The sequence below is a fragment of the Streptomyces sp. NPDC060028 genome, from assembly GCF_042736725.1.
GTDB lineage: Bacteria > Actinomycetota > Actinomycetes > Streptomycetales > Streptomycetaceae > Streptomyces.
Window position 1 is genome coordinate 54,398 of the sequence record NZ_JBHWVJ010000020.1, and the last position, 19,897, is coordinate 74,294.

A 19,897-nucleotide genomic window follows, 5' to 3' on the forward strand; every position below is an offset into this window, starting at 1 on the left:
GCGCCGCGTCATACCCCAGACGGACCTCCCCCCGTCAGCGGATCCAGCTCGCGGCGCCGTCGGCTGATCGAGTCGGGGTCCCATCCCACGTGCGGAACGGACGCCAGCAGCAGCTGGGTGTACGGGTGCTGCGGGGAGGCGAGCAGTTCACGCACGGGGCGGTGTTCCATGGTCCGGCCCCGGTACATGACCAGGGCCTCGTCACAGACGTAGCGGACGACGGCGAGGTCGTGGCTGACGAAGACGAGCCCGATGCCGGTGTCGCGCCGGATGTCCGACAGCAGGTTGAGCACCTGCGCCTGTACCGACACGTCGAGCGCGGACACCGCCTCGTCGAGTACGAGGACGGCCGGGTCCACCGCCAACGCCCGGGCGATGGCGGCGCGTTGGCGCTGCCCGCCGGAGAGGTGGCGGGGCAGGGCGGCGGCCTCGCGCTCGCCGAGCCCGACCTGGGCCAGCAGCTCTCCGACCCGCCGCGCGCGGGCCGCGCGGTCGTGGGAGCCGTGCAGCCGCAGGACGCCGTCGATGGTCGCGCCGATGCCGATCCGGGCGTCCAGCGAGAGGTACGGGTCCTGGAAGACGATCTGGACCGCCTTGGCCCGCGCCAGCCGGGCCGCCCGCCCCCGTACGGACCTGGCCAGCGGCTCCCCCTGGACGAGGATCTCGCCCGCGTCGGGGTGTTCGAGACCGATCAGCATCCGTGCCGTGGTGGTCTTCCCGGAACCGGACTCCCCGACGATGCCGAGCGCCCCGCCCGAGCGCAGCGAGAAGGACAGGCCGTCGACGGCGACGACCTCCGTGCCGCCGGTGCGGTAGGTCTTGCGCAGCCCCGTGACCTGGAGGAGGGGCGGGGCGGAATCGGTGGCGGTCAACGGTCCTCCCGGAGTTCGGCGGCGCGGTGGCAGGCGACCTGGGCCGGGCCGTGCTGCTCCAGCCGCGGCGCGGCCGTGTCGCAGCGGCCGGGTTCGGCGAAGCGGCAGCGGGGCGCGAAGGCGCATCCGGGCGCGGATTCCAGCAGGCCCATGGGGGCGCCGGGGATGGGGGTGAGGCGGGCGATCGGCCCCTCCAGCGGTGGGGAGGAGCCGAGCAGGCCCGCGGTGTAGGGGTGGCGGGGGGAGGTGAAGAGCTCCGTGACGGGCGCCGTCTCGACGATCCGGCCCGCGTACATGACGTAGATCCGGTCGCTGGACGCGGCCGCGAGCTCGATGTCGTGGGTGATCAGCAGGAGTCCGAGGCCGCGGTCGCGCTGGAGGCGGCCCAGGATGGCCAGGATCTCGGCCTGGGTGCTGACGTCGAGTGCGGTGGTCGGTTCGTCGCAGAGCAGCAGCCGGGGTTCGGTGGTGAGGGCCGCCGCGATCACGACACGCTGGAGCATGCCGCCGGAGAGCTCGTGCGGATACTGGTTCAGGTGCCGGGGCGGGTCCGGCAGGCCGACCGCGGTGAGCAGTTCGGCCGCCCTGGCGTTCGCCCGGTCCCGGGACCAGCCGTGGACCAGGCGCAGCGGTTCGGTGAGGAAGTCCCCGACGCGGCGAACCGGGTTGATGGCCGCGCGCGGGTCCTGGTAGATCATCGACGCGGTGGAGGTGCGTACCGTACGCAGGCTCGCGGCGTCGGCGCCGACGAGGTCGATCCCGTCGACGCGGACCCGGCCGCCGAGCTCCGCGCCCGTGGGGAACAGGCCGAGGGCGGCGCGGGCGGTGACCGATTTCCCCGAGCCGGATTCGCCGACCAGGGCGACGACCTCCCCGGCGCGGACGTTGAGACTGACGCCGTCCAGGATCGGGCGGGCCATCGAGGGCAGTGTGACGGCGAGTTCGTCGTATTCGAGCAGTGTCATCGCGAATCCCTCCCCGCGAGTCGGTCGCCGAGGCTTTCCCCGACGACGTTGAAGGCGACGACGACCAGGACCACGGCGACGGCCGGCGCGATGGCGGAGAGCGGCCGGCCCTGCAGCACGGCCGTCTGTCCCTGGTTGATCATGGCGCCCCAGTCCGGTGTCGGCGGTTGTACGCCCAGCCCCAGGAAGGAGAGGGCGGCGAGGTCGAGCAGGGCGTACCCGAAGTTCACCGTCGACTGGGCGAGCAGGGTCGGGGCGATGTTGGGCAGCACCCTGCGCACGGTGACGAACAGGGCGGAGTGGCCCTGGACCCGGTAGGCGGCGACGTAGGGGCGGGCCTTTTCCTGTACGGCCAGGGCGCGTACCAGGCGTGCGGTGTACGGCATGTAGGCGATGGCCATGGCGATGACGGGGGCCGTCATCCCCTTGCCGAAGAGGGCGACCGCCAGGATCGCCATCAGCAGCGCGGGGAAGGCGAAGACCACGTCGAGCACCCGGCCGACGAGGGTGTCGATCCAGCCGCCCCGCCAGGCGGTGAACAGTCCGACGGCGATGCCGGCGACGGTGGAGAAGCACACCACCGCGAGGGGGCCGGTGAGGCTGGTGCGCGTACCGACGATCAGCGCCGAGAAGGTGTCGTGGCCGCCCTGGTCGGTGCCGAGCCAGTAGTCGGCGCTCGGGTCGAGGAGGGTGTCGCCGAGGTGGCCGAAGGTCGGGTCCTGGGGCGCGAGCCAGGGGGCCAGCAGCGCGACGAGGACGAACAGGACGAGGAGGAAGAGGCAGATCCGGTGGAGCGGGCCGCCGCCGAGGGTGCGGAGCCGGCCGAGGGCGCCCCGCAGGGGGGCCGGGGCCGCGCCGGGTGCCTTCGACGGTGTGAGGGCCTTGGTTTGCGTGCGTGCGCTCATCGGGCGCTCCCCCCTGCCGCCGTCCGCGGGTCGATCAGCGGGTGCAGCAGGTCGACGAGGGCGTTGACCACGACGAACGCGGCCACGACCAGCAGCACGATGGCCTGTACGACCTGGAAGTCCAGTTGGTCCACCGACTGCACCAGGAGCGATCCCACCCCGGACATGCCGAACGCCGTCTCCACGATCGCGGTGCTGACCAGCATGCCCGAGACCAGCAGCGCGGAGACCGTCACGATCGGTCCCAGCGCGTTGCGCAGGACGTGGCGCCGTATCACCGTCCGCCGGGGTGTCCCCCGGCTGAGGGCGACCTCGACGTGCTCGCGCCGCAGTTCGTCGAGCATCGAGGAGCGGGTCACGCGGGTCACCAGCGCCACGAAGGTGACGGACAGGGCCGCGGCCGGGAGCACCACGTGGTGCAGCCGGTCCAGTACGCCGGTGCCGTTCCCGATCGTCGGGAACCAGCCGAGCTGGACCCCCAGGACCGACCGGAGCAGCAGCGCGGCGACGAAGGCGGGTGCGGCCGCGCCGATGGTGACCAGGAGCATCAGGGAGCGGTCGGTGCGCGTGCCCCGGCGCAGCGCGCCGACGATGCCGGAGCCGACGCCCACCACCGCGATCATCAGGGCGGATACGCCGATCAGCAGCAGGGAGGAGGGCAGGCGCGACCAGATGACCGCGCCGACGTCCTGGTGGAAGAGGTACGAGCGGCCGAAGTCGCCGCGCAGCACCCCTTCGAACCAGTTCCAGTACCGGACGAGGAACGGCTCGTCGAATCCGTACTGGCTGCGGATCGCGGCGAGTTCCTCCGGGCTCGGGCTGCGCCCCTTCACCAGGAACGCGGCCGGGTCACCGGGGGCGAGGAAGAGCGAGGAGAACACCAGGAACGAGGTGACGAGCAGGGTTGCCGCCATCCCGGCGAGTCTGCGCAGCGCCCGGACGGTCCGGGCCGCCGCGGCCGTCATCCCTTGGCCCCGATCTCGGCCGCCCACGGGTAGTAGAGGTAGGCGATGGACGGCTGGACGCCGGTGATCCGCTTGCCCAGGAAGACGCTGACGGGCTGGGTGTACAGGGGCAGCCAGGGCAGTTCCCGCAGGGCGATCTTCTGGGCCTCGGCGTTGGCGGCGGCGTGCTCGGCCGGGTCGTAGGCGCCGACGGCACGGTCGACGGCAGCGTCGAAGGCCGGGTGGGACCAGTTGCCGTAGTTGCTGAACGCGCCGGTCTGCAGGGAGCCGTACATGTCCAGCGGGTCGGTGATGGAGGTGTACCAGAAGGTGAGGAAGAGGTCGATGCCCTCGCGTGCGGCCGCGTCGGTGAAGAGGGTCGTGTACTTCTCCGCGGAGACGGAGTCGATCTGCGGCTTCAGTCCGATGGCCGTGGCGGCCTGGGCGACGGCCTGGGTGATGATCGTCGTCTGGGAGTCGAGCGGGCTCGTCGCGATGACGATCTTCTGGCCGTTCACGCCGGCCTCGGCGGCGAGCGCCTTGGCCTTGGCCGGGTCGTACGGGTAGTTCGGCACGTCCTTGAGGAGTCCCTCGCGGGTCGCGGCGGGCGCCTCGCTCCAGAGGTTGTCGGTGACCAGGGAGCCGGCGACCTCGCCCACCCCGCCGGCTCCGGCCTTGACGATGCCCTTGCGGTCGATGGCCATGAGCAGGGCCTGGCGTACCCGGGCGTCGCCCAGCGGTCCCTTGAGGTTGCCGACCACCTCGTCGGCGACGCTGGTGTTGCGGCCGAAGTAGAGGGTTCCGGCCTGGCCGGCGCGCAGTTGGTCGTACGCGTTCGGCGGGACCATCCAGCCGCCGTCGACCTCGCCGCTCTGGAAGGCGTTGACCCGGGTCGTCGGGTCGGCCAGGAAGACGAACTTCGCGCGGCCGGCCTTCGCCTTGAGCTCGGGGTTCCAGTAGTCGTCGAACCGCTTGAGGGTGAGCGACTGGCCGGAGGTCCAGGACTCGAAGGAGAAGGGGCCGGTACAGTTCACGCCGGTCTGCGGATTGCCGTAGTCCTTGCCGGACTTGGCCAGGGTGGCCGCCGACTCCACGGTGCCGGGGCTGGCGGCCAGGTACTTGTTGAAGGTGGAGTCCGGCTTGGCCAGGGTGACGGTGACCTCCATCGGACCGGTGCGGTCGACCGACTGCACGTTCCGGAAGGGGTTGGCCCAGACGCTGGCCGTGGCGGGGTCGAGGTTGCGGCGCAGTGAGGCGACGACGTCGTCCGCGGTGAGCGCCGTGCCGTCGTGGAAGCGCACGCCGGGGCGGATCTGGTAGACCCAGGTGGTGGGTGTGGGGTTGGCGTACGAGGCCGCGAGGTTGGGCGAGGTCGTCAGGTCCGGGTTCCAGCGCAGCAGGCTCTCGCAGACGTTGGCGAGGATCTGGTTGGGCGGGTAGTCGAACGAGTAGGCGTAGTCGATGGTGGTGGGCTCCGCGAAGAGCGACCAGGTGAAGGAATCCAGGTTGCCCGTGGCGGCGGGGGTCTTGTCGGTGATCCGGTACGCGGTGGCCGTGTCCGTGTCGGGGCGGGCGGGGCCACCGCACGCGCTGGTGATGAGCACGGCGGCCGCCGCGAGGCCGGCTGCCAGGGCGTGGCGGATCCGTCGGGGCCGGGCCGCTCTCGATCGGGCTGATGGCATCGTCTGACTCCTGAGGGTGGGCTGCGAGGGGTACGGGGCCAGGGCCGGGGCGGCCGGCCGGTGGCTCGGTGCGTCCGGTGACTCAGTGCGTTGCGTGGAAGACGAGTTCGCCGTCGAGGTAGGTCCGCAGCACCCGGGTCTCGGCGATCTCCTCGCTGGGGCGCTCGAAGGGGTTGCGGTCCAGGACGACGAGGTCGGCGTACTTGCCCTCTTCGACGGTGCCGGTGACGTCGTCGAGGTGGTTCGCCCAGGCGCTGCCCGCGGTGTAGGCGGTCAGTGCCTGGGAGAGGGTCAGGGCCTGTTCCGGGAAGAACGGCGGGCAGGGTTCGCGGGTCCCGGGGGCGTTGGGCGCCTCGTCCGGCACGGCGCGGTTGACGGCGACGTGGATGCCCCAGAGCGGGTTGGGGCTGCTCACGGACCAGTCGCTGCCGGCGACGAGTCGGGCTCCGGCGCGCTGGAGGTCCCCGAACGGGTATTGGAGGGCTGCTCGTTCGGGCCCGAGGAAGGGGATCGTCAGCTCGTCCATCTGTGGTTCGTGCGCGGCCCACAGCGCCTGGATGTTCGCGGCCGCGCCCAGGGCCGCGAAGCGCTTGACGTCGTCGGGGTGGACGATCTGCAGGTGGGCGAGGTGGTGGCGGTTGTCGTTGGCGCCGTTGGCCGCGAGGGCCCCGGTCAGCGCGTCGAGCACCTCCCGGACGGCGCGGTCTCCCAGCGCGTGGAAGTGGATCTGGAAGCCCGAGCGGTCCAGGATGCCCACCGCCTGGTCGAGCACCTGCGGATCGATGAAGCTGAGCCCGGAGTTCGCGGTGGCGCAGCCGCATCCGTCGAGGTAGGGCTCCAGCATCCCGGCGGTGAAGTTCTCGGCGATGCCGTCCTGCATGATCTTGACGCTGGTCGCCTTGAAGCGGCCCACCTGGCCCGTACGGCGGCGCTCCTCCAGGTCGGGTATCTGCTCCAGGCCGCGCTCGCGGTCCCACCACAGGGCGCCGACGACGCGGGCGCGCAGGGAGCCCTCGCGGGCCGCCCGCAGGTAGACCCCGAAGTTGTCCGGGTTGCCGGGGAAGGCGCCGATCATGGCGTCCTGCCAGCTGGTCACGCCGAGGGAGAAGAGGTGTTCCTGCGCGGCCAGCAGGCCGACGTGCGCCTCGTCCGGCGTGGCGATGGGGACGTGCCGGGCGACCAGTTCCATGGCGCCCTCCTGGAGGGTGCCGGCCGGGGTGCCGTCCGGCTCCCGCTCGATCCGGCCGTCCGCCGGGTCGGGGGTGTCCCGGTCGACGCCGGCGAGGTGGAACGCCCGGGTGTTGACCCAGGCTCCGTGGCCGTCGCGGTTCGTGAGCATGACGGGCCGGTCCGGGACCACCTCGTCGAGCATGGCCCGGGTGGGCGTGCCGCCGGGGAAGATGTCCATCGACCAGCCGCCGCCGCGGATCCAGGCCGCTTCGGGGTGGGCTTCGGCGTACTCGGAGACCACCTTCAGGTAGCCGTCGATGGTGCGTTCCTCGCTCAGGTCGCAGCTGAGCATCTGGACGCCCGCCACCACCGGGTGGACGTGGGCGTCCTGGAATCCGGGGACGAGCAGTCCGCCCGCGAGGTCGACCACCTCGGTGTCGGGGCCCGCGAGGGCGCGCACCTCGGCCTCGTCGGCTACGGCGAGGATCCTGCCGCCCGCGACGGCGACGGCGGCGTCCACCGGGGCCGGGCCTGTCGCGGTGAAGACCTTCCCTCCCACGAAGACGGTGTCGGCCAGCTGCCCGATCGGCTGCCTTTGGTTGGACATCGACGCATCCTCCGGCTCGGCGGGCGAACCCGCTCGGCTTGTTGTTGAGGAGGAGTGAACGGGAGCGCAACATTGTTGTCAACGGTGTTGCGCTCGCTCTGTTCCACATCGTTACACTGGCCGCACCATGCCGAAGCCATCCGACACCCCCGCCCGGACCAAGCGTTCGGGCAGCCAGCTCACACCCGACGCGATCATCGAAGCGAGCCTGCGCATCGCGGCCCGCGGCAGCGAGGACGCCTTCACCGTCCGGCGTCTCGGCGAGGAACTCGGCGCCGATCCGACCGCGATCTACCGCCACTTCCGCGACAAGGACGAGCTCCTGCTGTCCGTCGCCGACCGCACGCTCGGCGAGGTGCTCGACAGCATCCCCGAGGGCCTCGACTGGAAGGGCCGGCTGCGGGCGCTCGCCGACGGCTCCCTGGAGGTCGCGCTCAAGTACCCCGTGGTCGGCTCGACCATGGCCAGCCGGACCACCCGGCGGCCCAACGAGTTCCGGGTGGTCGAGCTCATCCTCGCCGCGGTCATGGAGGCCGGGCTCGAAGGCGCCGAGGCGGCCGTCCACTACCGGATGGTCGGCGACTCGCTCCTCGCCTTCGTCGGCCAGCGCGCCGCCTACCTGCTCTTCGACCCGGACATCCGCGAGGCCGACGAATCCTCCTGGAGCCGCGAGTACCGCCTGGTCGACGCCCAGGGATTCCCCCACATCACGCGGTTGAGCGCGGAGCTCGCCGAGGTGACGGACGAGCAGATCTTCCACGCGCGGGTCGAGGCGCTGATCACCGCGATCGAGACGCGGGCCGAGGCGCTGCGCGAGGCGTAGACGCACTCTCACCCTGCCGGGCGGGGCCTTCCCGCCCGGCCTTTCCGTGCATCTCGGCGCAACACCGTTGACAACGGCGTTGCGCCGACGGTTCACTCCCCCTTCACGGATACCGCCGGGAATCGCCGCGGCCCCCACGCCTGCCCGACCCGGTCCGCCGAGGAGAGGGATCACATGCATCGCATGCGTCACCCGCACCAGGAACCTGCCGCCCCGCCCCGGTCCGCCAACCGCGCCGGCATCCCCGACCGGCTGCGCCTCGCGTTTTCGCTGCACGCCGAGGCACTCCGGCGCTCCATGCCCGTGGCGGAGGTCGCCGGCGAGGCCGCCGAGCGCACCCGCCGCGCACGCGCCGAGCACGACGAGCACTCCGAGCACGCCGAGCACCGACTCGCCTCGTCCGAAACCGGGTCGGCCGATACGGGCAGCCGTACGCCCAGCCGTCGCCGGCTCCTCGGTACCGCGGGCGCCCTGGCCGCGGCCGCGGCGCTGCCCGGCGCCCCCCTCGCCCCGCGCCCGGCGGCTGCGGCCGGCGACAGCCCGACGCCCGGCCCCCGTATCGCGATCATCGGCGCGGGACTCGCGGGGCTGCGCTGCGCGCACCGGCTGTGGACCCAGGGCCACCCGGTCGCGGCCACCGTCTACGAGGCCGACACCACCCACATCGGCGGCCGTTGCTGGTCGTTGCGCGGATTCTTCGACAACGGCGCGGTCCACGAGCACGGCGGGTCCTTCATCAGCTCGTCCGACACCGCGATCCTCGGCCTGGCCCACAGCCTCGGCATCGCACGGGAGTACGCGAACGGCGGCGCCCTGGACGACGGGGACTACACCGCCTGGATCGGCAACGGCCCGTACACCGGGGACCGGCAGCAGCAGGACTGGGTGGCCGAGGCGTACGAGGCCTTCAACGCCTCGTACCGGGCGGCGGGCACGGCCCGCTACGACAACAGCACTCCCGAGGCGCGGCGGCTGGACCGGCTGTCCTGCCTGGACTACCTCGACGAGATCGGGCTGGCCGCCGATTCCCGGCTCGGCCAGCTCGTGCAGTCCCTCCAGCTCCAGTCCGGCGGTGAGCCCGCCGAGGCCTCCGCACTCGGGATGATCGGCTTCCTCGGGTCCTCGGCCACCTTCGCCGGCGGCGGCTTCGACGAGAAGTACCACCTGGTCGGCGGCAACGACCGGCTCGTCAGCGGGATGGCCGCGCAGCTCCCGGCCGGGGCCGTGCGGCAGGGGTACGAGCTCATCGCGCTGCGCCAGAACGGCGATCGCAGCTACACCTGCACCTTCGACCGCTCGGGCAGCACGGTCTCGGTGACGGCGGACCACGTGGTGCTGGCCCTGCCGTTCAGCACCCTGCGCAACGTCGACCTCTCGGGGGCGAACCTTTCCGCCCGCAAGATGACCGCCATCCGCGAACAGGGCATGGGCCACAACGCGAAGATCGTCACCCAACTCTCGGCGAAGACCTGGCCGCGGCTCGGCTTCAACGGCATCACCAACACCGGCCCGCTCGGCTATCAGACGGCCTGGGACGGCTCGGTCGCCCAGGGCCCGGGAGGCGCACCGGCGCTGCTGGTGAACTTCCCCGGCGGGAACACCGCCCGCACCGCGCTCACCGGAGCCGCCCACGGCCCGGCCCCGGCCGCGGACGTGCGGTGGTTCCTCTCCCAGATCGAGCACCTCTACCCCGGCACGACGGCCGCGTACACCGGGAAGGCGTACGAGGACCACTGGTCGCTCGACCCCTGGCACCTCGGCGCCTACCACTACTACAAGGTCGGCCAGTACACCTCGTTCGCGGGCCACGAAGAGGTGCAGGAGGGCCGCGTCCACTTCGCGGGCGAGCACACCGACGTGGAGAACTCCACGCTGAACGCGGCGGTGGTCTCCGGCGAACGCGTCGCGGGCGAGATAGCCCACCAGATCTGACGGCGCACGGTATGATCGCTTCATGCATCGTTCCTCGTGCCTGAGCTGGTGGCGCACCCTCTGAGGGTGGCCACTTCCCACGCATGACCCGGGCCGCCCTGATGGGCGGCCCTTTCGTGTCCCTGGAACGGGGTGGACGGCCGGCCATGGGGGTGGCGTCGACCTTTCAGGAGACTCCGTGAACACCACCGACACGCACACCACCGACACGTACGCCGCCGACGCGCACACCACCGACACGCTGGGTACGTCCACGGCCCAGGCCCGCAGCGCCGTACTGGAGCGGGAGATCCGCCGCGACCCGGGCCGCTTCCGCATCCTGACCGGGGACCGGCCCACCGGCCGGCTCCATCTGGGGCACTACTTCGGCACCCTCCACAATCGGGTCCGTCTCCAGGACCTGGGGGTGGAGACGTTCGTGGTCATCGCCGACTACCAGGTGCTGACGGACCGCGACGTCGCCGACAACCTCACCGAGGTCGTCGAGGACCTCGTACTGGACCACCTCGCCATCGGCGTCGACCCGCAGCGGTCCACGATCTTCACCCACAGCGCGGTCCCCGCCCTCAACCAGCTGCTGCTGCCCTTCCTCAGCCTGGTCTCGGTCGCCGAGCTGAACCGCAACCCCACGGTCAAGGACGAGATCGCCCACTCGCGCCAGTCCTCCGTCAGCGGCCTGATGTTCACCTACCCCGCCCACCAGGCCGCCGACATCCTCTTCTGCAAGGCCCACCTCGTCCCCGTCGGGCAGGACCAGCTCCCCCACCTCGAACTGACCCGCACCATCGCGCGGCGCTTCAACGACCGCTACGGCAACGGGACTCCCGTCTTCCCCGAACCCGACGCCCTGCTGTCCGCCGCCCCGCTGCTCCTGGGCACCGACGGCGGCAAGATGAGCAAGAGCCGGGGCAACGCCATCGCTCTGGCCGCCGACGCCGACGAGACCGCCCGGCTGCTGCGCGGTGCGAAGACCGACTCCGAGCGGCACATCACCTACGATCCCGGAGCCCGCCCGGAGGTCTCCTCCTTGCTCCTGCTGGCGGCCCTCTGCCAGGACCGGGACCCCCGGGAGATCGCCGAGGAGATCGGCGCGGCGGGCTCGGCCGCCCTCAAGAAGCACGTGACCGAGGCCGTCAACGAGCACCTGGCCCCGATCCGGGCGCGGCGCACCGCGTACGCCGGGGACCGCGGGTACCTGCGCCAGGTTCTCCGGGAGGGCAACGCGCGGGCCAACGCCGTCGCCGAGGCCACCCTCGCGCAGGTGCGCACCGCGATGAACAGCCACTACTGAACCGCGGCCGTCGGGCTGCGCTCACAGCCTGGCGACGGCCTCCACGAAGCGCTCGACTGCGCCCTCGGCCGTCGTCAGGAAGAGGTTGGGCTCGATCAGCTCCAGTTCCATCACGACCGGGGAGCCGTCCCGGGCCAGCGCGAGGTCGACCCGCGCGTACAGCAGCGGGTCGCCCGCGGGGGTCTTGACCACGGCCAACGCCGCGGCGGCCACGGCCCGTTCGGCCGCGTCGGGGACGTGTGCGATCAGGTCGGGGTGCGGTACGCGCTCGTTGTCGACGCGTCCCGTGTCCGTGAGCACCGGCCCCTTGCGCATCGCGTGGCTGAACTCCCCGCCCAGGAACACCAGCGCGCGTTCGCCTTCGACGATCCGCTCCATGTACGGCTGGACCATCGCGGTCTCGCCGTCCGCGTGCAGCAGGCGTACGTGGGCCTCGGCCGCGTCCCGCTGTTCCTCGGTGTACCGGGCGCTGTTGCGGGCGCCGGCCGAGACCGACGGCTTGACCACGATCTCGCCGTGCTCCGGAAGCCGGGCGTCCTCGCCGGGAGCGATGAACCGGGTCGGTACGGTCGCCACCCCGCGGGCGGTGAGCTCCGCGAGGTACGTCTTGTCGCTGTTCCAGCGCACCACCCGGGCGGGGCTGTGCAGCGCGGTCACCGCGGCGACGCGGTCGGCCCACGTCAGGAACTCGGGCAGCCGGCGCGTGTACTCCCAGGTGGAGCGGATCACCACGGCGTCCTGCGCGGCCCAGTCGTACCCGGCCTCGTCCCAGCCGACCGCCTCCGCGTCGATGCCGCGAGCGCGCAACGCCGCGACCAGCAGCGGCAGTTCCGCGTCGTGCTCCCGGCCGAACCCGTCGGTCGCGAGGGCGACACGGCGCATTGCCGACCCGCCCGCACCTGTACGCGCCATACCTCACCCCTTTGTCGAACGGACCTGCGAAAGCTGCGGGCGCGACGGCGACCCGGTGCGTACCCAGGGGGTGGCGCACCGGTCAGCACGTCCACCGCGGGGTCGGCCTGCTAGCGCTTTGCCGCGATGATTCCGTGGAGAAAGATGCCGAGCACTCCATGGAGTTCGTCATGGAGGGAAATGTCCGGATCGGTTTCTCGGGACCAGCGGTAAAGCACACCGAGGTAGACGTCACGCAGCACGTTTCCCACTCGCTGCGGGTCCACCTCCGACGAAATCTCGCCCACGGCCCGCCCGGTCTGGAGAATTCCGGCGAATATCTCGGCGGCGTAAGGCTCTTCGAGGAGCGGCCGGCCCGCTTTCACCCATGCGGCCAGCATCGCGCCCGCCACTTCGCGCTCCTCCTCGTTGATATCGGCCAGCGCAACCATGCACCGTTCGAGCTGGGCGGCCACGCTTCCGCCGCGATGCGGCTCCACCATCTCCAGACGCTCCCGCAGTTTGTGTCGCCGCTGTTCACCCCATGCAGTGATGAGGTCTTCCTTGCGGGAGAAATAGTTGAAGAAAGTACCGCGGGCGACATCGGCGCGCTCGGCGATCTCGTCGATCGTGGTCTTGTCATAGCCCTGTTCGGCGAACAGAGCCAGGGCCGAGGCGTAGACACTCTCCCGGACTTTCTGCTTGTTCCGTTCGCGGCGCCCCGGGGGGGTACGAGGGGCCGTGGAGGGGAGTGGGTCCATCGCGCTATTCCGTTCAGCAGGTCGGCATGGAGTGCCCGTACATTGACTCCCAATTAACTTTAGATTGCGGTCAACGTTTCTGGCAATGCCCCGGCACCCCCCTGACCTCGTCATCCGGCCGAATCCCGCACCACCTCCGCCACACTCGCCCCGCCCAACAGCCGGTCCAACGCGATGTCCACGCCGTGCTCCTCCCGCACCCGCCGGCGCAGCCGCGTCGCCATCAGGGAGTCCAGTCCGAAATCGCGCAGCGGCCTTCGTGAGTCGAGCAGATCGGCGGGCATGCCGAGCACCACCGCCGCATGCGACGCGAAAGCCTCCACCGTCAGCCCGGCCGGCATCGGCGGCGGCGTGGGCGCGGGCCGATCGGGTACCGGCGCGGAAGGTACGGAGGGTGTGCGAGCGGGTGTCTGCACGGGTGCCTGGGCCTTGGCCCGTACGGCGACCCGCTGCTCGGGGGCGAGCCATGCGGCGGCCTCCCCCGCGAGTCCCGCGAGGGCGGACAGCAGCGCGCCCGCACCGGAGCGGAGCGCACCCGAGGGGGCTTCGGCGGGAGCCGCGGGGCGCAGCCGGATCCCCTCGAAGACCGCGAGCCGGTGCCCCTCGGCGGACACGACCTCGACGTCGGCGCGGTCCGCGTCGGCCGTGCGGCGGGCGAGGCTCCAAAACTCCCCGTCGAGCCGCTCCGGCAGCCGGACCCGGTCGAAGGAAACGGGCAGCCGCAGCTGTGCCGGCAGGGCGGCGAGCAATGGCTGGAAAGCCGACTCCAGCGACGCGGGGTAGGGGACCTGCGGCGTCGTCATCCGGGCGACGGCCTCGGCCTCCCCGGTCCACAGTCGCCGTACGCCGTCGAAGCGCGGGTCGATCGTGTAGCCGCGGTCCGCGGCCAATGTGCGGAAGGCGGCGGCGCGGTGGAAGCGCGTGCACCGCTCAAGTGCGGCGTCCACCCGGGCGGTTCCGGTGTCGCCGTCCTCGCCCTCCTCCGCTGCGGCCGGCCGCAGCCGGGCCCGCAGGCACACGGCGGCCGTCCCCTTGCCGATGGCCTCGACCCGGACCTCCCACTCCCCGCCGCCGGGCGCGGGCAGCACGGTGGTGCGCAGCGAGAGGGCGGCGGCCTCGCCGGCGTCCACGTACGTGTCACCGAGCCGGGCGTCCAACAGTTCCAGGTCGGCGGTTCCTGCCAGCGCGCGCCCCGCGTCCAGGGCGGCCGCCAGGTAGACCACCGGCGGCACCGGCGTCAGCCCGCGCACGGAGACCGCGCTCCCCCACTCGCCCGAACCCCAGGCGCTGAGCGGGCTCTCGCGCACGAACGGGACGGGCGGGGCGATCGGCGACGGCGCGGGGCAGACCGCCTGCTCGTCGGTCAGCCGGAACTCACGGGTGTCCCAGCTGTAGCGGGGCAGCGGTACGTCCCGGGGTGCGGCGCCGAACCACTGCTCCCACGCCACCCGGCCGCCGTGCGCGTACACCTGGCCGAGTGCCTGGACCAGTGCGGTCCGCTCGTCCTGCCCGCGCCGCAGCGAGGCAACGGCCGCTCCCTGTGCCCCCGCCTCCTCCCGGGTCTGCTCTAGGGCGCCGACGAGCAGCGGGTGCGGGCTGACCTCGACGAACACGGGGGCGTCGGCCTTGAGGATGCCGCGTACGGTGTCGACGAACCGTACCGGCAGGCGCAGGTTGTCCATCCAGTACGCCGGATCGAGGTCGGGTCCGGTGACCGGGGCGCACCGGGTGGTGGAGACCATGGCGGTGTGCGGCGCGGCGGGCGCCAACGAGCCCAGTGCGGCCGGCAGTTCCTCGCGCAGGGCGTCCATGGCCGGTGAGTGCGAGGCGACGTCCACGCGGACCGGGCGGCTGAAGAGCCCGCGCGCGGTCAGTTCCTCGCCGATCTGCCGCAGGGCTTCGGCGTCGCCGGCCAGGACGGTGCCGAGCGGGGCGTTCTCGGCGGCCACGCAGACGGCCTGCCCGTGCGGGGCGGCGACGTCCCGTGCGTCGTCGGCGGACAGTTCGACGGCGAGCATGGCACCCTGCCCGGCCAGCCGCTTCATCAGCCGACTGCGGCGGCAGATGACGGCGGCCGCGTCGGCGAGGGAGAGCGCGCCCACGGCCTGTGCGGCGGCGGCCTCGCCCATGCTGTGGCCGATGCAGAGGTCCGGTGTGACGCCCATGGAACGCCAGGTCGCGGCGAGCGCCACCTCCATGGACCACAGGAGCGGCTGGACCACGTCGATCTCGGCGGGCAGTTCGTCGCGTTCCAGCCAGGCGAGCGGGGACCAGCCCAGTTCCGCGCGGACCACCTCGTCACAGGCGGCCATGGCCGCCGCGAAGGCGGGCGAGGCGGCCAGCAGGCCGCGGCCCATCCGGGGCCACTGGGAACCCTGGCCGGGGAAGACGAAGACGGTGGGGCGCGGGGAGAATCCCGCCTCGGCGACGCCCGCGCCCGGGACCTCACGGCCCTCGGCCAGCGCGGTCAGGGCGGCGGCGAGCTCCTCGTGCGTGCCGGCCACGGCCCACAGCCGGTACGGGTGGGCGTCGCGGCGCAGGGCCGCCGCCGCGCACAGGTCCCGCAGGGGTACGTCGCGCCCGGGTCCGGCGGGGCCCAGGTGTGCGGCGTACGACCGGGCCAGCGCGAGCAGCGAGGCGTGCGAGCGGGCGGAGAGTACGAGCAGCTGCGGGTCTCCCGGGCCGGACTCGGGGCGCGCGAAGGCCGGTTCGGCCGCGCGCGCGGCCCGTACGACGTCCCCGGGCACGGCCCCGGGGACGTGCCCCTGCTCGTCCCCGGCGGCCTCGTGCTCGTACGCGCCGACCACGACATGGGCGTTGGTGCCCGAGATGCCGAAGGAGCTGACCCCGATCAGCGGGGCTCCGGCCGCGGCGTCCAGCGGGCGGTTGGCGGTGACGACCGCGAGCGGGGAGCCCTCGGCGGCGAGGATCTCGTGGGGCTGGTGGAGGTGCAGGGAGGCGGGGATCAGGCCGTGGCGGCTGATCAGCACCGCCTTGATGAGACCGGCGATGCCGGCGGCTGCCTCGGCGTGGCCGATGTTGGTCTTCACCGAGCCGACGAGCAGCGGGTCCCCGGGCCGCCGCCGGCCGGCCACCGCTTCGGCGAGCGCCCGCAGTTCGACCCCGTCGCCGGTGACCGTGCCGGTGCCGTGCGCCTCGACGTAGCGCAGGTCGGCCGGATCGATGCCGGCGCTCCGCCAGGCGGTGCGGGCGGTTTCCACTTGGCCGTCGACGGCGGGCTGGAGGAGCAGGCCGCTGCCGCGCCCGTCGTTGACCACGGCGCTGCCGCGCAGGACGGCGAGGACCCGGTCGCCGTCGCGGCGGGCGTCGGAGAGCCGCTTGAGGACCACGGCCCCGACGCCCTCGCTGCGTACGAAGCCGTCGGCGGAGGAGTCGGCGAACTTGCAGCGCCCGTCGGGGGCGAGCATGCCGGCTTGTGAATAGGCGATCGCGTCGGCCGGGGAAAGGACGAAGCTGACGCCTCCCGCTACGGCCAGGTCGCTCTCGCCGGCCAACAGGCTCTGCCGCGCGGCGTGGACGGCGACGAGCGAGGAGGAGCAGGCGGTGTCCAGGACGAGGCTGGGGCCGCGCAGGTCGAAGGCGTAGGAAAGGCGCCCCGCGGTGGTGGCTCGCAGCCGGCTGCCGGCCGCGCTGCGAATGCCCGAGACGGCGTGGCCGGCGCCCACTTCGCCGTACTCGGCGGTGGCCTGACCGACGAAGACTCCTGTCGGGGTCCCCGCGAGGGTGGAGGGCCGGATCCCGGCGTCTTCGAACGCCTCCCAGGCGACGTGCAGCAGCAGGCGCTGCTGCGGGTCCATGTCCCGGGCCTCGGCGTGCGATATCCCGAAGAACAGGGAGTCGAACGCGAAGGCCTCGGACAGGAAGCCGCCATGGCGGGAGGCGGTCCGGCCGGGTGGCGCGGGGGCCTCGTGGTAGACGGCTTCGATGTCGAAGCGGTCGGCCGGGACTTCGATGACGGCGTCCGCGTTGCGCGTCAGCAGGTCCCAGAACTCCTCGACGCCGTCGGCACCGGGGAACCGGCAGCCCATCCCGACGACCGCCACCTCTTCGCCCTGCACGTGAATCGACCGCTTCATGACTCCCCCTCAACGGTGTTGACCCGTCCAAGAATAGACGAGGAGTCAACTTTGAGCCGCCGTCGAGTTCCCTTGTAGCCAGGTTTAACGCGATGTTGACAAGGGTTTCACGTGACTTGGGACACATAAATCTTGACCTGGAGTACAAACATGGCTTCTGATCTAACTTCCCGAAGCGAACGGAGAACGCGTCATGGAGCACACCAAACTCGGCCGTCAGGGCCTGGAGGTCTCCCGCATGGGCCTCGGCTGCATGGGGATGAGCCAGTGGTACGGCACCCCCGACGACACCGAATCGATCCTGACCCTTCACCGCGCCCTGGACCTGGGCGTCACCCTCCTCGACACCGCCGAGGCCTACGGCCCGTACGACAACGAGGAGTTGCTCGGCGCAGCCCTCAAGGGCCGCCGCGAACAGGCCGTCATCGCCACGAAGTTCGGCTTCCCCATGAAGCTGAAGGACGGCACCACGGCTCCCGTCGACAGCCGGCCCGCCCACATCGTCGAGGTCGTCGAGGCCTCGCTGCGGCGCCTGCGCACCGATCACATCGACGTCCTGTACCAGCACCGCGTCGACCCGGACGTCCCCATCGAGGACGTCGTGGGCACGATGGCCGAGCTGGTCGCCCAGGGCAAGGTGCGCTTCCTGGGGCTGTGCGAGGCGAGCGAGAGCACCATCCGCCGCGCCCACGCCGTGCACCCGCTGTCCGTCGTCCAGAGCGAGTTCTCGGTCTGGGAGCGCAACCTCGAGGACGGCGTCCTGCCGCTGCTGCGCGAACTCGGCATCGGGCTCGTCGGGTTCTGCCCGCTCGGCCGCGGTTTCCTGACGGGCTCCGTCGACCGCGCCGAGAGCTACCCGGAGACCGACTTCCGCAGCCACGACCCTCGTCTGCAGGGATCGAACTACGACCACAACACGGCCATCGCCGGACGCATCCGCGCGCTGGCCGAGGCGAACGGCCTCACCCCGGCGCAGCTCGCGATCGCGTGGGTGCTGCACCAGGGCGAGGACATCGTGCCCATCCCGGGCACCAAGCGCCGCACCTACCTGGAGGACAACCTCCGGGCCGCCTCGGTCGTGCTCGACCCGGCACTGCTCGCCCGGATCGAGGAGGTCGCGGCGCCCGGCAAGGTCGCCGGCCCCCGCTACAACGACCGGATGATGGCGCTCATCGACCGCTGAGCGGCGCACACCCGCGCGCTGCCCCTCTCCCCCACGCACCCTTCCTCACTCATCGGAGTGCATCGCAACCATGGCCACACACCACGGGTCGCTCTGGCAGGAACACTGGAACGGCCGCCAAGGCCCCTTCGCCGAGGAATGCCGGCGGGCCCGCGCCGACCTCCTCGCCGACCTGCGCAACCCCGCGGCCGCCCAGGACCGCGTCCTGGCCGACATCATCGAATTCAGTGCGGGCTCCCTGCACTGGAAGGAGAACGGCTACGACGCCGTGCGCCGCGAGCCGGCCGCCTTCCGCAAGGTCCTGCCGATCATGCGGTACGACGACTTCGCCGAGCCCATCGAGCGCGAGACCCGCACCAAGGGCGGGATCCTCAGCTGCAGCCCCGTCCTGCGCTGGCTCAAGACCAGCGGTACGACCGGCACCCCGAAGCGGGTCCCGTACACCCTGCACTGGCTGCTGACCTACCGCATCCCCGCCATGAAGGCGATGTGGGGCACCTACCTGGAGCAGCACCCCGAGCTCCTGGCGCACCCCCACGCCACGCTGGACACCCAGACGGTGCGCGAGGACGTCCTCGACTTCGTGCACGGCGTCGAGCACCAGGCGATCAGCAACCGTCATCCCCAGATCAACAGCCTGGACTGGAACCCGCCGTGGTACGACGCGCCGTGGTTCGGGCCGCAGACGCCCACCTCCCACGAGGGGCGGATGTACCACCGCGTACGGCACCTGGCCGGGCGGGAGCTGCACTACATCTCCGCGATCAACCCCAGCACCCTGGTGTCGCTACGGGACCTGATAGCCGTCAACGGGGAGCGGCTGGTGGCGGACCTGCGCGCCGGAACCCTGGAGGGCGAGCCCTACGGCGAGCCCGACGAAGCGGCGGCGGGCCGCCTGGAGGCCGTGCTGCGAGACCCGGACTTCAGCCTCAAGGACGTCTGGCCGTCCCTGACCCTCTACAGCTGCTGGCTCTCCGCCTCGGCGGGCCTGTACCGCGGCAAGCTGGACGCCGTACTGCCCGGGGTCGACAAACTGCCGTTCATGACCTGCGGCACGGAGGGGGTCACCACCATCCCCGTCGACGGTACGACGCACTCCCAGCCCCTCGCGGTCAGCCAGGCGTTCTTCGAGTTCGTACCGGCCGACGTGCCGCTCGGGGAGATCCTCGAGAGCGGCGGCACGGTCAGCACCCTGCTCTTCGACGAGATCGAGGCCGGCCGGGACTACCACCTGATCATGTCCCAGGGCAACGGCCTGTACCGGCTGTGGACCGGGGACATCTACCACGTGGACCGCGTCGACGCGGCCGGCGTGCCGTGGGTGCACTTCGTACGCCGCAGCGGGGTGTTCCACTCCTTCACCGGCGAGAAGATCACCGAGGCGCAGGTCACCGAGGCGATCGAGAACGGTTTCCGGCTGCTCGGCGTGGACATGGGCCTGTACCTGTGCGGTCCCCGGTGGGCGGAGCCGCCGCACTACGTGGCGGTCGTCGAGACGGGCGCCGCGCTCACCGGCGATCTCGCCGCCGCGCTGTCCGCGCGGATCGACGAACAGCTCGGCCTGATCAACATCGAGTACGCGTCCAAGCGCGACAGCGGTCGCCTGGACCCGATCGTCGTGGTGCCGGTCGCACACGGTGCCGTCGGCGCCTACTTCGAGGGCCGCCGGACCCTCGGCAACACCACCCAGTACAAGTACAAGCCGTTCCAGCAGGACATCGCCTTCGTCTCCGAGATCACCGGATCCGGAGACCGGGAGAAGGGGGAGAACTGA

At 72.0% G+C, this 19,897-nt stretch carries 14 protein-coding genes; 5 read left to right on the plus strand and 9 right to left on the minus strand.

Translation table 11 applies throughout. The features are described 5' to 3' along the window. Nucleotides 1-8: 8 nt before the first annotated feature. From ACFWBF_RS13065 to ACFWBF_RS13090, 6 genes are all read right to left on the minus strand, one after another. On the minus strand, nt 9-872 hold the full coding sequence (locus ACFWBF_RS13065) for an ATP-binding cassette domain-containing protein (RefSeq protein WP_385599685.1): 864 nt from the start codon (nt 870-872) through the stop codon (nt 9-11). Continuing rightward, nucleotides 869-1,837, minus strand: a complete 969-nt coding sequence (locus ACFWBF_RS13070; RefSeq protein ID WP_385599688.1) for an ABC transporter ATP-binding protein — start codon at nt 1,835-1,837, stop codon at nt 869-871. The genes ACFWBF_RS13065 and ACFWBF_RS13070 overlap by 4 nt, the downstream gene beginning before the upstream one ends. Continuing rightward, a complete protein-coding gene (locus tag ACFWBF_RS13075; RefSeq protein ID WP_385599692.1) occupies nt 1,834-2,742 on the minus strand; it encodes an ABC transporter permease in 909 nt (302 codons plus the stop codon). The genes ACFWBF_RS13070 and ACFWBF_RS13075 overlap by 4 nt, the downstream gene beginning before the upstream one ends. Continuing rightward, entirely contained in the window at nt 2,739-3,707 is a 969-nt protein-coding gene (locus ACFWBF_RS13080; RefSeq protein ID WP_385599695.1) for an ABC transporter permease, read from the minus strand. The genes ACFWBF_RS13075 and ACFWBF_RS13080 overlap by 4 nt, the downstream gene beginning before the upstream one ends. Beyond that, nucleotides 3,704-5,368 (minus strand): ABC transporter substrate-binding protein, encoded by a 1,665-nt coding sequence (locus ACFWBF_RS13085; RefSeq protein WP_385599698.1) that lies wholly within the window; start codon nt 5,366-5,368, stop codon nt 3,704-3,706. The genes ACFWBF_RS13080 and ACFWBF_RS13085 overlap by 4 nt, the downstream gene beginning before the upstream one ends. Nucleotides 5,369-5,450: 82 nt before the next feature. Further along, nucleotides 5,451-7,145, minus strand: a complete 1,695-nt coding sequence (locus ACFWBF_RS13090; RefSeq protein ID WP_385599701.1) for an amidohydrolase — start codon at nt 7,143-7,145, stop codon at nt 5,451-5,453. 127 nt (nt 7,146-7,272) lie between these two features. On the opposite strand from ACFWBF_RS13090, the gene ACFWBF_RS13095 reads away from it, so the two are divergent. The 3 genes from ACFWBF_RS13095 to trpS all read left to right on the plus strand — a co-directional run bounded on the left by ACFWBF_RS13095 (nt 7,273) and on the right by trpS (nt 11,191). Next, nucleotides 7,273-7,968 (plus strand): TetR/AcrR family transcriptional regulator, encoded by a 696-nt coding sequence (locus ACFWBF_RS13095; protein WP_385599704.1) that lies wholly within the window; start codon nt 7,273-7,275, stop codon nt 7,966-7,968. A 174-nt stretch (nt 7,969-8,142) separates the two neighbouring features. Then, entirely contained in the window at nt 8,143-9,900 is a 1,758-nt protein-coding gene (locus tag ACFWBF_RS13100; RefSeq protein ID WP_385599707.1) for a flavin monoamine oxidase family protein, read from the plus strand. Between the two features lie 178 nt (nt 9,901-10,078). Then, nucleotides 10,079-11,191: a tryptophan--tRNA ligase gene (trpS, locus tag ACFWBF_RS13105; protein WP_385599710.1), complete on the plus strand. Its 1,113-nt coding sequence runs from the start codon at nt 10,079-10,081 to the stop codon at nt 11,189-11,191. Between the two features lie 21 nt (nt 11,192-11,212). Here trpS and ACFWBF_RS13110 read toward each other — a convergent pair whose 3' ends face one another. The 3 genes from ACFWBF_RS13110 to ACFWBF_RS13120 all read right to left on the minus strand — a co-directional run bounded on the left by ACFWBF_RS13110 (nt 11,213) and on the right by ACFWBF_RS13120 (nt 16,940). Beyond that, nucleotides 11,213-12,103, minus strand: coding sequence for a RimK family alpha-L-glutamate ligase (locus ACFWBF_RS13110; RefSeq protein ID WP_385599713.1), 891 nt, complete (start codon nt 12,101-12,103; stop codon nt 11,213-11,215). Between the two features lie 110 nt (nt 12,104-12,213). Further along, entirely contained in the window at nt 12,214-12,843 is a 630-nt protein-coding gene (locus ACFWBF_RS13115) for a TetR/AcrR family transcriptional regulator (protein WP_385234164.1), read from the minus strand. Between the two features lie 110 nt (nt 12,844-12,953). Continuing rightward, on the minus strand, nt 12,954-16,940 hold the full coding sequence (locus ACFWBF_RS13120) for a type I polyketide synthase (protein WP_385599716.1): 3,987 nt from the start codon (nt 16,938-16,940) through the stop codon (nt 12,954-12,956). 193 nt (nt 16,941-17,133) lie between these two features. Here ACFWBF_RS13120 and ACFWBF_RS13125 point away from each other — a divergent pair, with 193 nt between their 5' ends. Next, nucleotides 17,134-18,123, plus strand: a complete 990-nt coding sequence (locus ACFWBF_RS13125; protein ID WP_385599719.1) for an aldo/keto reductase — start codon at nt 17,134-17,136, stop codon at nt 18,121-18,123. A gap of 70 nt (nt 18,124-18,193) precedes the next feature. Further along, nucleotides 18,194-19,897, plus strand: a complete 1,704-nt coding sequence (locus ACFWBF_RS13130) for a GH3 auxin-responsive promoter family protein (protein WP_385599722.1) — start codon at nt 18,194-18,196, stop codon at nt 19,895-19,897.